Source organism: Mesorhizobium sp. C395A (assembly GCF_030323205.1).
Taxonomy (GTDB): Bacteria; Pseudomonadota; Alphaproteobacteria; order Rhizobiales; family Rhizobiaceae; genus Mesorhizobium.
The window spans coordinates 1,023,222-1,035,294 of the sequence record NZ_CP100473.1 but is presented as its reverse complement, the minus strand read 5'-3'; the positions used below and the strand labels follow the sequence as shown (position 1 = coordinate 1,035,294).

Genomic DNA, 12,073 nt, shown 5'->3' with positions numbered 1-12,073 from the left:
GGTTCCTACCAGGAGGGCAGCCAGTCGAAGAGCCCGCCGCTCTTGCCCTTGGCGGCCGCTTCCTTCTTGAGGCGGCGTTCCTTCTTGTATTCATCCTCGCCGAGTTCGCCCTGCGGCGCCGTGTCGGAGGCAGCTCGATAGGCCAGAGGCGGCTCGCTCAGATATCTGCGAGTGTTGGGGTCGCCCTGCTTTTGCTCTGCGGTGCGGCGCTGGATCTCGGCGGCGCGGCCCTTGTCTGAATCCTTCGGCGACCAGGCCGGCGGGTGGCTGGAGCCCGAATCCGCCAGCGCCTTCTTCACGGAAGCCGGATCGGTCTGCACGTCATCGACGATCCCTGACTGATAGGACGGGTCGTCCTGGTGGGCAGTGGCGTCGGCACGCAGGCGGGCGCGGCGCTGCTCGGGCGATTCGGGCCAATCGGTGCTCGCCGTCTCGATGCTTTCCTGCGGCGGCGGCAGCACTTCCTTCTGCCCCGGCGCCGGCTTTACCAGCTCCGGACGCGGCCTGTAGTCGATCTGTTCCTTGTGCTTGGGCGTGATCGCGAAGGCGCCGGAAAGGTCTCCGGCAAGCTGCTCGCCAGCCGTCTTGTCGGTGCCGTAGGTAGGCGAGCCCATGCAACCGGACAGAGCGAGGCCGGACGCGACAAGCGGCGCCAGCAGCGCAACGCGCACGGAAGTTCTGTCGATCATGCCAAAAAGTCCCACTCTAGACAGCCTCTCGATCGTCACCGGCCAAAGGCCCGGTCCCCATCGTCCACGCTCTTGCGACGGAATTCCGGCGACAATTTGTCTTCCGGAGTTTCGCGTGTTTATCTCAACCACTCGTTAAGGGCAACGCGCGGGCGGTTTTCGCCCACGCGGCGTGGCATTTGTGCACCGGCTTATGAGCAGTCACAAACGTCCCAGAGCCTTGAGTTCATGCAGGACGGCGGCATCGCGGGCAGACACGTCGGGGAATTCCACGTCCTGCCCGACATCGGCGGTATAGCGCCACGAACGCGCGCATTTGACCAAGCCGCGGTCCTCGGCTTTTTCGACCACCACCGCGACACCCTTGACGTCGTCGAGCGCAAAGGCGCCTTCCGGCGCCTTGCCATGGGCGATGACGAGATCGCTGGTGATCGCCATTTCGGCCATGTCGACATCGGCGATCGCGGCTTCAAGCGCGGCATCGTCGAGGGTCACGACCGGCACGGCTTCCAGCGAGGCACCGATGACCTTCTGAGCGCGTGCGATCTCGAGCGCGCCGGTGACGACACGGCGAACCTGCCGCACCTTGCGCCATTTTTCCGCCAGCGCCTCGTTCTTCCAGTCGGCCGGAATCTCGGGGAACTGGTCGAGATGCAGCGAGACAGCATCCGGATGACGGTCGAGCCAGGCTTCTTCCGTAGTGAAGGGCAGCATCGGGGCCAGCCATTTCACCAGGCAGTCGAAGAGGTGGCGCACCACTTGCACCGAGCCCTTGCGCTTCACGCTGGCGGGCCCCTCGCAATAGAGCGCGTCCTTCCTGATGTCGAAATAGAAGGCCGACAGCTCGACCACCATAAAGTCCAGCAAAGTGCGGGTGATGCGTTTGAACTCGAACGCGTCGTAGCCCGAGCGCACGACCTCATCGAGCTCGGCCAGCCGATGCAGCATCAGCCGCTCCAGCTCCGGCATCTTTTCGAGCGGCACTTCCTCGCCATCGTCATGGGCGAGCGTGCCCAGCATCCAGCGGATGGTGTTCCTGAGCTTGCGATAGGCATCGATGTTGGTCTGCAGCACGTTCTTGCCGAGACGCTGGTCTTCCCAATAGTCGGTCGTCACCACCCATAGCCGCAGAATGTCGGCGCCGGACTGCTTGATGACGTCCTGCGGCACGACGGTGTTGCCGAGCGATTTCGACATCTTGCGCCCCTCCTCATCCATGGTGAAGCCATGGGTGACGACGGTGTCGTAAGGTGCCCTGCCCCTGGTGCCGCAGCTTTCGAGCAGCGAGGAGTGGAACCAGCCGCGATGCTGGTCGGAGCCTTCGAGATAGACGTCGGCCGGCCATTTCAGGTCCGGACGGTCTTCCAGCGTGAAGACATGCGTCGAGCCCGAATCGAACCAGACGTCGAGGATGTCCATCACCTGCTTCCATTTAGAGGCATCGTGATTGCCGAGGAAACGCTCCTTGGCGCCGGCAGCGAACCAGGCGTCGGCGCCTTCCTTCTCGAATGCGTCCATGATGCGCTGGTTGACGGATTCGTCCTTCAGCACATTGCCGTCCTCGTCGGCAAAGACGGCGATCGGCACGCCCCAGGCGCGCTGGCGCGACAAGACCCAATCCGGGCGCTCCTCGATCATGGCGCGGATGCGGTTCTGGCCGGCCGCCGGCACGAAGCGTGTGTCGTCGATCGCCTTCAGCGCACGGCTGCGCAGCGTCGTGCCGTCGCCGAGGTCCTTGTCCATATAGACGAACCATTGCGGCGTGTTGCGGAAGATGATCGGCTTCTTCGACCGCCACGAGTGCGGATAGCTGTGCTTCAGCCGGCCGCGCGCGAACAGCGCGTTGCGCTTGATCAGTTCGTCGATGACCGCCTGGTTGGCATTGCCCTTCTTGCCGTTGTCGTCGATGACGCGCGCCGCCCCGCCTTCGCGATCCGGGCCAAAACCCGGCGCGTCCCTGGTGAAGAAGCCGGCATCATCTACAGTGAAGGGGATGGCAGGGTCGATGCCACGTGCGCGCAAATCCGATGCCGCATCCATCCAGGCATCAAAGTCCTCGCGGCCATGGCCGGGCGCGGTGTGGACGAAGCCGGTGCCGGCGTCGTCGGTGACATGCTCGCCGGCCAGCATCGGCACGGCGAATTCGTAGCCGCCGCCGAGACCTTTGAAGGGATGTGAAAGTGTAAGGCTTCCAAGCTCTTCGACCGAAACGCTGCGAAGCCGATTCAAGGTGACCTTGGCCTTGGCCGAGGAGTCTTCGGCAAGCGCATCTGCAAAGATCAGCTTTTCACCGGGCTGTGGACCGAACGAATTTTCGGCTGCGGTAACTTCATAAAGGCCGTAGCCGATCCGTGACGAATAATTGACGGCACGGTTGCCGGGGATCGTCCACGGGGTTGTCGTCCAGATGACGACGTGGGCGTTGTCCAAAAGTGCAACGCTTTCCGGAACGCGCATGGACGGTGCAGCGTCTGATACAAAGTGCTCAACGCTCCAAAATCCTGACACAACTGGAAACTTCACCCAGATCGTGTCGCTCTCATAATCATGGTATTCGATCTCGGCCTCGGCCAGTGCGGTGCGCTCGACGACGCTCCACATTACCGGCTTGGAGCCGCGATAGAGCTGGCCCGACATGGCGAACTTCAACAACTCCCCGGCGATGCGCGACTCCGAGTGGAAAGCCATCGTCGTATAGGGGTTCTTGAAGTCGCCGACGACGCCGAGCCGCTGGAACTCGCCACCCTGCACCGTGATCCAGTTCGCGGCGAAGTCGCGGCATTCCTTGCGAAACTCGTTGACCGGCACCTCGTCCTTGTTCTTGCCCTTGGCGCGGTACTGTTCCTCGATCTTCCATTCGATCGGCAGGCCGTGGCAGTCCCAGCCGGGCACGTAATTGGAGTCATAGCCGCGCATCTGGAACGAGCGGGTGATGACGTCCTTAAGGATCTTGTTCAGCGCGTGGCCGATATGGATGTTGCCGTTGGCGTAGGGCGGGCCGTCATGCAGCACGTATTTTTCGCGGCCGGCGGCCGCCTCGCGCAGCTTGGCGTAAAGGTCCATATCCTGCCAGCGCTTGACCAGCAGCGGCTCTTTTTCAGGCAAGCCGGCGCGCATCGGGAAATCCGTCTGCGGCAGGTAAAGCGTCTTGGAATAGTCGATCGTTTCAACAGTGTCGGTCATTGGTCTGCCATGTGCATTGCCCGGCGGGCGTAAAAGCTCGGGCGTGAACTATCATGATTTGGAAAAAGCGCGAGGGCGCGCGCAAAACTCCCGGCGGCTCCGGCGGCGCTCAGGCCGCCCGGAACACCGGGCCTGTAATTCGTATCGTCAGCGCGCGAAGGCGCGAAAAGCTCGTCATTGCCGGGCTTTTAGCCGAGAAAGCCGCAGGAATAAAGCGTCTCTTGTTCGATTCACTTACATCGCGAAGTCGAAGCGATAGGTGGTCGAGACGCCGACCGTGAACTGGTTACGGTCGCCGCGCTCCTTGACCAGGCTGGAATCGGCGGCCGGGCCGATCAGGCGCGCATATTCGCCGAACAGGCTGGCGGTCATCGGATCGGTCACCTTCCAGGTGATGGCGCCACCAAGGCCGGTCGATTTCAGGCCGCCGCCAGGATGGTATTCGCTCAGGCCCGAGGCCGCAGCCTCCTTGGCGTTGACACCATAATAAGAGTCGAAATAGCCCGACGAGGCAAAGGACACGCGTGGTCCGCCCGAAATTCTGACAGTCGGCGTCACGTCGTAGAAAGCATCGGCGGCGATGTCGGCGACAAAGCCATCATGGGCACGAATGCCATGGCGCAGTTCGGCGCGGGCGCGCAGCCAGTCCGTCGGATAGATTTCGAAGAAGCCGCCGACCTCACCGCCCCAGCGCACCGGGTCGAGGCCCTTGAGCTCATCCTTGCTGTCGCGGGAAAACAGGAATTTTCCGGTCAGGCCGGCGCGGACGCCGCCATCGTCGACCAGCGCCAGCGAGATGTTGTCGTTGCGCGAGGTAAAGCGCGCGGCCGGGCCGGCCTTGCCCAGCGAGATGATCGGCGATGCGCTGAGCAGATAGCTGTTGGAGCCCTCGAATTTCGGCGCGACCATGCCGGTGGCGCCAAGCGTCAGATACCAGTCGCCCGAGAGCCAGCCGGAAGTACCCTCGCCCGCATTTGCCACAGTGGGCGCACCCAGCATGATCGCCGCCACCACCGCAGACATTTTCCTGACCGGACTCATGGTCACTCCACTAACACAACACAGCCGCGCCCTGCCCCAGCTTTGACGGCCGTTTGGTAAAATTTGATTTAAATCCGAGACAGAGATCGCGGCTTGCCCATTCGGAGCTGCCCGGCATCGCTGGACGGGTGCCGACGCCGGGATTAACCTCAGCGACGACGACAAGCCAGGCGATCTTTGATGCAAGTGACTTTGAGGAGATGCGGCTATGACCCTGCACGGTGACACCCTGAAAGACGCGATCGGCCGGACACGAGACAAATGGGGATGGTTCGTCGCGCTCGGCGTGCTGCTGCTCATCTTCGGCGGCATTGCCTTCGGCAATCTGTTCATCGCCACCGTCGCCTCGGTCTATGTCGTGGGCTGGCTGATGCTGATGGCCGGCATCATCGAGATCGTGCACGCCTTCGGCGTGAAGACCTGGAGCCGCTTCTTCTATTGGCTGCTCAGCGGCCTGCTCTATGCGGTTGCCGGCTTCTTTGCCTTCGATAATCCGCTGCTGGCATCGACGGTGCTGACTTTCCTGCTGGCGGTTGCGCTGGTCGCTTCAGGCGCGCTCAGGGCCTGGGTCGGCTATAGCCACCGACCGGAAAAGGGCTGGGGCTGGGTCGTCGCGGCGGGCCTGATCAGCGTGCTGGCGGGGCTGACCATCGCCATGGGCTGGCCGGTCAACAGCCTGTGGGTGCTCGGCCTGTTCCTGGCCATCGACCTGATCTTCCAGGGCTGGAGCTTCATCGCTCTCGGACTGGCGTTGAAGAAGTAGGGGCTTGAAGAGGTAGCGGCCGGAAGGCTCAAAAAGCGATGGCGCCGTCCAGATCCGAAAGCGGCCTGACGCCGGCCAGCAGCGCGCGCGCCTCCGCCTCGTCGCGCTTCATTTGTGCCACCAGCCCATCGAGCCCATCGAACTTCACCTCGGGGCGCAAAAAGCCGAAGAACGATACGTCGCAGATCTCACCATAGAGATCGCCGGCAAAGTCGAAGACGAAGGTTTCGAGCAGCGGCGCGCCATTGTCGTCGACAGTCGGGCGACGCCCGAAGCTGGCGACACCATCATAGAGCGTGCCGTCGCCGCGGCGAAAGCGGACGGCATAAATCCCTTCCTTCAGAGTCGTTTCCAGCGAAAGCCTCATGTTGGCTGTCGGGAAGCCGAGCGTGCGGCCTAGCTGCTGGCCGCCGATCACTTCGCTTTCGACGGTGAAGCGGTAGCCGAGCAGGCCTGCGGCCTCGGTAACCTCTCCCTCGCAGAGCAGCTCGCGGATACGGCTCGACGACACCACCTCGGCGCCCTCGTCGCGAAAGGCGTCGACCAGGGTGACGCCGAAACCATGGCGTTCGCCTGCCGCCATCAGAAACGCAGGACCGCCCTGCCGGTCCTTGCCGAAGTGAAAATCGAAGCCGGTGACGGCATGGGTGATGCCGAGGTTCGTCTCCAGCACATCGGTCACGAAAGCCTCGGCCGACAGGCCGGCAAAGGCGCGCGTGAACGGCTGTTCGACGAGTGCGGCAAAGCCCAGATGCGACAGCAGCCGCGCCTTCATCGGCGGCGGCGTCAATACGAACAGCGGCATATCGGGCCTGAACACCTTGCGCGGATGCGGCTCGAACGTCAGCACCAGCGCCGGCACGCCGCGCCGCCCGGCTTCGTCAAGCGCGCGATCGAGCACCGCCTGGTGGCCGCGATGGACGCCGTCGAAATTGCCGATCGCCACCACGCCGCCGCGCAAATGCGCCGGCAGCGGCGCGGTTGCTGAAATGTGTTCGAAAGCTGCGCTCATGCAGCAATCCTACCGCAGTCTCGGAATGACGGCGACCGGCCGGTAGCCGTGCTTTTGCAGAAAGGCTGCAAGCCTGGCGGGGTCCGGCTGCATGGGATCGCCATAGTCGCGCGCGTGAATGCCGCCCGAGACGTAAAGCACATCGATGCCGTTGTCGGCGGCGCCCTTGACGTCCGTCATCATGCCGTCGCCGATGGCCAGCACCTCGGAGCGCGCGACGTCGCGGCCGAGAAGCACGGCAACCTCCCGCAGCGCTACGTCATAGACCGGCGCATAGGGTTTTCCGGCGATCAGCGTGCGGCCGCCAAGCTGGGCATAGTCGCGCGCCAAGGCGCCGGCGCACCAGATCATGCGCTCGCCGCGTTCGACCACGATGTCGGGATTGGCGCAGATGAAAGGCAGGTCCCTGGCGCGCAGCCGGCGCAGCAGATCGGCGTAATCCTCCGGCGTTTCCACCTCGTCGTCGAACAGCCCGGTGCAGACCACGCCGGAAGCCTCGAACTCCTCGACGAGCTCGACGTCGAGACCGTCATAGAGGGTGAAGTCGCGGTCCGCGCCGATATGGAGGATTGTTCGCGGGCCTTCGGCGATAAGGTCGCGGGTCACATCGCCTGAGGTGACGACGCGATCGTAGGCGGCGGCGGGAACGCCGATCGCATTCATCTGCGCCACCACATCGGCATTGCGGCGCGGGGAATTGGTGATCAAGACGACCGGGACCTTCGCCGCACGCGCGGCGGCAAGCGCTTCGGCAGCCGCCGGAAAATGCCATTCGCCATTGTGGATCACGCCCCAGACATCGCACAGGATGGCCGAGTAGGCGCCCGACAAATCCGCGAGCGAGCCGATGATATCAGGCGAATCCGCCATGCCGTTTACCTGCTGTGACGATCATTGCGAGAGCTGCAGCCGACGGTCCGCCGCAACCGGCCCCGCATTAACCGAAGCGTTTCATCCTGTCACCAGCTTTTCGGCACTTGCGAGGCTGTTGCGCAACGGGCTGATCGAAGGTTGCAACAGGCAGGAACCACCCTTCCCCAGCTTCGGTCGATCGAAACAATGTCGCACCGCTGATCACCAGGGCCGAGTGGTTAACGAGCCTTGAAAAGATGGGCCGATGTTGAATGTATTTCAGCAACCTGAAATTTAACGATTTTGTGGGCATCTTCGGACCGATATTGGGTCCTGGCAGGGGTGCTGAAGGCATGATCCGCAGATTTCTGAACGACAGACGCGGCAACTATGCCTTGATGACAGTGATCACCATGGTGCCCTTGATGGGCGCGCTGGCGCTTGCCATCGACTACACCGACCTCTTGCGCCAAAAGCAGAACATGCTGAACGCGCTGGATGCCGCCGGGATTGCCACGGCACAGCAGATCGTCACCGGGGCGACCGACACGGCAGTCAAGGCCTATGCGAAGGATTTCTTCGAAGCCAATCTCGGAAAGGTCAGCTCGGCCAATACGGCCCTGACGGTGACGCTGCCCAACAACAACGCAGGTGGCGGCACGCTGAAGCTGTGCGCCAGTTTGACGTTCCACCCCTATTTCCTGCCGGTGGCGGCCATGCTGATCGGAAGAACGTCCACCGATGCCAAAACCTCCGCGTGCTCCGAGATCCGCCTCAAGAACACGCTGGAAGTGTCTCTCGTGCTCGACAATTCCGGCTCCATGAGCATCAACGGCTCCGGCACCGGCCAGCCGCGAATAGATTTGCTCAAGAAGGCCGCTACCGAGCTTGTCAATACGATGGCGCTCCAGGCCGCACAAATGAGGCAGGTCACCAGGCCGGTGCAGTTCTCGCTGGTCCCGTTTTCTGCGTCGGTCAATGTTGGCCCAGCCAACAAGGACGCAACCTGGATGGATACGACCGGCATTTCGCCAATCCATCACGAGAACTTTGATTGGCAGTTCATGTACAAGAACGCGTCATCTGGTTATGACTCGAATAAATACATTGAAAAGGTTGGCAGTGCTTACTGGAAGCGCGGCAGTGGCTGGGGCACCGGGCAATACGGCCAAAATACCACGGCGACGCGGTTCAGTCTCTTTGCAAACGACATGAAGGCCACGAGCTGTACGAAAAAGAACTCGAACGGCAGTTGCAAGACCTCTGTGACCGCCCAATACGAAGCCTGGAAGGGCTGCGTGGAGGCGAGGCCGTATCCCTATAATGACGACGACACATCGCCGACCACGAGCACGCCCGCCACCATGTTCGTGCCGATGTTCGCCCCGGACGAAGCCGGCAATTTCTGGCTCGACACAACTCGCACCAGCACATCGACATGGGGTTACGCCAACAATTGGTGGATCGATTATTCCGACACGCTGACCGTCCCCAAACGCCAAGCGGATATGCGAAAGTATTTTCTGACAAAGCCCTGGGACGCAGCGGCCGCAGGCTCTGATGATGGACCCAATGCGGCATGCACGACCGCCGCGATCACGCCGTTGCAGGACATAACCACCACGGCCGGCAAGAAAATCCTGACGGACGCCATCAATGCCATGGCGCCGACCGGCAACACCAACGTGCCGGAAGGGCTGGCCTGGGGCTGGCGGACGGTGTCGAGCAACGAGCCATTCACAGAAGGCCGGCCGAACACCGAAAGGGGCAACGACAAAGTCGTCATCGTGCTGACCGACGGCGCCAACACCTACAGCATCGGCCCCACAAACGACATGACCAGCAGCTATGCTAAGGACGGATCGACCTACGCCGCCTATGGTTATACCGGCCCGAAAACGGGGGAAACCGCGACCCGCCTTTTCGTCAACACGACCGTCCCCAAGACAACTTATACGGCGGCCAACTACACAACCGCGCTTGACCAGCAGATGCAAACGCTTTGCACCAATGCGAAGAATTCGAACATTCTCTTGATGACGGTCTCGCTTGACCTGGTTACCACCAAGCCGGCGGAAAAGACTGCCATAGACGCGCTCAAGAAATGCTCCTCGGATTCGCGCTTCCGCAAGGATCCGACCGACCCGAGCAAACCGGCGAAGCTGTACTGGAACGCGACCGGCGCCACCTTGTCGCAAAGTTTCAAGGAAATCGCCGACGAACTGTCGAACCTGCGCATCGTCAGCTGATCGGCGCGATCTTTTGAACACGGCGCTCCGCCTCGGCGGGGCGTTTTGTTGCGGCGTTGCTCACGTGTCCGTGCATTTGGTTAGCGCCTGGTGAAGCGCTATCCGCGCAATCGAGCAGTTTCCCAAACCCATCCTTCAACGTTTTGTGAAACTGTGGCGGCATTGAAGAATCCGCAGGCGGGGCCGCTTACATCACATGCGTGAACTCTGGCGCACATTCCGGCGTGACTTCTGGCGCGACCGCCGCGGCAATTACGCTCTGATGACCGTTGTGGCGATGGTGCCACTGATGGGCGGCGTGGCCATGGCCGTCGACTACACCGGCGTGGTCAGCGAGAAGCAGAGGGTGGTCAACGCACTCGACGCCGCCAACTTCGCCACCGCGCGCCGGCTGGTGGAAGGCGCCACCGACGACCAGTTGCGGGCCTATGCGCTCGACTTCTTCAAGGCAAACCTCAACGACGTCGATCCCGCCGACACGACGCTCAGCGTTACGCTGCCCAGCAGCACCACCGGCGGCGGCATCGTCAAGCTGTGCGCCAGCCTGGTCTACAAGCCCTATTTTCTGCCGGCAGCGGCGATGCTGATCGGCAGGACGTCGGAAAACGTCACGTACTCCGTGTGTTCGCAAGTCCGGCTGAAGAACACGCTGGAAGTGGCCATGGTGCTCGACAATTCGGGGTCGATGTCGAACACGGGCACGGGTGCCGGACAAAAGCGCATCGACCTTCTCAAGCAAGCCGCCAAGCAGCTCGTCGACACGCTTGCGTTGCAGGCCGCGATGATCAAGCAGATCGACAAGCCGGTCCAGTTCAGCCTGGTGCCGTTCGCCGCCTCGGTCAATGTCGGCGCCAGCAACGACAACGCGTCATGGATCGACGCCTACGGGCTGTCGCCCATCCACAACGAGAATTTCGCCTGGTCGACGCTTAACGCAGCCGACAAATATGCCCAGAAGATCGGCGGCATCTGGTACAAGAAAGGCACTGGCTGGGGTGAGCAGGAGGGGCAGATGCTGACCCGCTTCTCGCTCTACCGCGACATGAAGGTGGTCACCAGCCACGAGCGCATCGTCGGCAGCAAACGCGTGGTCTGCGACAAATATCGTGCCAATCATACATGCTCGGACAGCCACAACGAATACGACTACAACGACACATACGGACCGTTCGCCAGCTGGCAGGGCTGCGTCGAGGTCCGTCCCTACCCCTATAATGTCACCGACGCGCCGGCCTCCGGCGGACCGAACAACACCGGCATCGGCGTCGGCGATCCCGCGACCATGTTCGTGCCGATGTTCGCGCCGGACGAGCCGGGCAATCATTGGTACATAACGCAGGACCCCGACGAGGTGGCCCCTAAGACCTATGGCGCGGCCAACAGCTGGTGGAACGACGATCCGGCGAGCACCACCGGCAAGACCAGGCAATCCAACATGGCCAAATATTTCCAGCCACGGCCGATGAACGCGCCGGTGCTGGGGACGGGTGCCGGTCCGAATTACAGCTGCACCACCACGCCGATCACACCGCTGACCGACGTCGCCAACGCCGCCGGGCTGACCAAGATCAAGGCCGCAATCGACCTGATGGCCCCCAACGGCAACACCAATGTGCCGGAAGGCATGGCCTGGGGCTGGCGCACCGTCTCCAGCACCGAGCCCTTCACCGAGGGCCGCCCGGAGACCGAGCGCGGCAACGACAAGGTGGTCATCGTGCTCACCGACGGCGAGAACACCTATTCGACGGTGAACAGCGACCCGGCCGGCAACAAGTCGACCTATGCCGGCTATGGCTATACCGGCGTCGGCTACAACGGCACTGCGGTCACCCGCCTGTTTGGCGGCACGTCGAGCGCTATCGGCCAGCTCAACTATTCGTCGAGCAACTACACCGCCGCGCTCAACGAGCAGATGGCGACGCTGTGCAACAACGCCAAGGCGGCCAACATCATGGTGATGACGGTGGCGCTCGACATGTCGACGACCGACGCCGGCGACAAGAGCGCGATGGAGGCACTGAAGACGTGCTCGTCCGACTCTCGCTTCCGCAAGGATCCGACCGACCCGAGCAAGCCTGCAAAACTGTTCTGGAACGCGACCGGCGCCACGCTGTCCGACAATTTCAAGGAAATCGCCAACGAGCTCTCGAACCTGCGCGTGGTGAGCTGAGGGTTGAAGCTGCTGATCTTCCCCACCTTGCGGGGGAAATTGGCGGCTTCGCTTTCGTCATTTTTCGACGCTGGCGCAAAGTCTCCGGCCATCATGCTCTTGCGGTGAGTCAAA

8 protein-coding genes are annotated in these 12,073 nt (G+C 62.3%); 3 read left to right on the top strand and 5 right to left on the bottom strand.

What is annotated here, in order from left to right:
• Nucleotides 1-5: 5 nt before the first annotated feature.
• The 3 genes from NLY37_RS05095 to NLY37_RS05085 all read right to left on the bottom strand — a co-directional run bounded on the left by NLY37_RS05095 (nucleotide 6) and on the right by NLY37_RS05085 (nucleotide 4,913).
• Nucleotides 6-689 (bottom strand): hypothetical protein, encoded by a 684-nt coding sequence (locus tag NLY37_RS05095; protein ID WP_023682973.1) that lies wholly within the window; start codon nucleotides 687-689, stop codon nucleotides 6-8.
• Nucleotides 690-890: 201 nt separating this feature from the next.
• On the bottom strand, nucleotides 891-3,872 hold the full coding sequence (ileS, locus tag NLY37_RS05090; protein WP_023712763.1) for an isoleucine--tRNA ligase: 2,982 nt from the start codon (nucleotides 3,870-3,872) through the stop codon (nucleotides 891-893).
• 234 nt (nucleotides 3,873-4,106) lie between these two features.
• Nucleotides 4,107-4,913 carry a MipA/OmpV family protein gene (locus NLY37_RS05085; protein WP_031246509.1) on the bottom strand — a complete coding sequence of 269 codons (807 nt, stop codon included), beginning with the start codon at nucleotides 4,911-4,913 and terminating at the stop codon, nucleotides 4,107-4,109.
• Nucleotides 4,914-5,121: 208 nt separating this feature from the next.
• Here NLY37_RS05085 and NLY37_RS05080 point away from each other — a divergent pair, with 208 nt between their 5' ends.
• Entirely contained in the window at nucleotides 5,122-5,676 is a 555-nt protein-coding gene (locus NLY37_RS05080; protein WP_023742981.1) for an HdeD family acid-resistance protein, read from the top strand.
• A 28-nt stretch (nucleotides 5,677-5,704) separates the two neighbouring features.
• Here the strand turns inward: NLY37_RS05080 and NLY37_RS05075 are convergent, their stop codons facing one another.
• The gene (locus NLY37_RS05075) at nucleotides 5,705-6,688 is read right to left on the bottom strand and encodes a bifunctional riboflavin kinase/FAD synthetase (RefSeq protein ID WP_023742982.1); all 984 of its coding nucleotides are present in this window, start codon (nucleotides 6,686-6,688) and stop codon (nucleotides 5,705-5,707) included.
• A 9-nt stretch (nucleotides 6,689-6,697) separates the two neighbouring features.
• Nucleotides 6,698-7,558, bottom strand: coding sequence for a TIGR01459 family HAD-type hydrolase (locus NLY37_RS05070; RefSeq protein WP_286441684.1), 861 nt, complete (start codon nucleotides 7,556-7,558; stop codon nucleotides 6,698-6,700).
• 335 nt (nucleotides 7,559-7,893) lie between these two features.
• Between NLY37_RS05070 and NLY37_RS05065 the strand changes: the two genes are divergently transcribed.
• Together NLY37_RS05065 and NLY37_RS05060 are read left to right on the top strand one after the other, a co-directional pair.
• Nucleotides 7,894-9,789, top strand: coding sequence for a TadE/TadG family type IV pilus assembly protein (locus NLY37_RS05065; RefSeq protein ID WP_031246514.1), 1,896 nt, complete (start codon nucleotides 7,894-7,896; stop codon nucleotides 9,787-9,789).
• 196 nt (nucleotides 9,790-9,985) lie between these two features.
• On the top strand, nucleotides 9,986-11,959 hold the full coding sequence (locus NLY37_RS05060) for a pilus assembly protein (RefSeq protein ID WP_023742985.1): 1,974 nt from the start codon (nucleotides 9,986-9,988) through the stop codon (nucleotides 11,957-11,959).
• Nucleotides 11,960-12,073 lie beyond the last annotated feature (114 nt).

Excerpts from the sequence above, each read along its gene's own strand:
- NLY37_RS05095 (WP_023682973.1), bottom strand. The coding sequence starts at position 689 with ATGATCGACAGAACTTCCGTGCGCGTTGCGCTGCTGGCGCCGCTTGTC.
- ileS (WP_023712763.1), bottom strand. The coding sequence starts at position 3,872 with ATGACCGACACTGTTGAAACGATCGACTATTCCAAGACGCTTTACCTG.
- NLY37_RS05085 (WP_031246509.1), bottom strand. The coding sequence starts at position 4,913 with ATGAGTCCGGTCAGGAAAATGTCTGCGGTGGTGGCGGCGATCATGCTG.
- NLY37_RS05080 (WP_023742981.1), top strand. The coding sequence starts at position 5,122 with ATGACCCTGCACGGTGACACCCTGAAAGACGCGATCGGCCGGACACGA.
- NLY37_RS05075 (WP_023742982.1), bottom strand. The coding sequence starts at position 6,688 with ATGAGCGCAGCTTTCGAACACATTTCAGCAACCGCGCCGCTGCCGGCG.
- NLY37_RS05070 (WP_286441684.1), bottom strand. The coding sequence starts at position 7,558 with ATGGCGGATTCGCCTGATATCATCGGCTCGCTCGCGGATTTGTCGGGC.
- NLY37_RS05065 (WP_031246514.1), top strand. The coding sequence starts at position 7,894 with ATGATCCGCAGATTTCTGAACGACAGACGCGGCAACTATGCCTTGATG.
- NLY37_RS05060 (WP_023742985.1), top strand. The coding sequence starts at position 9,986 with ATGCGTGAACTCTGGCGCACATTCCGGCGTGACTTCTGGCGCGACCGC.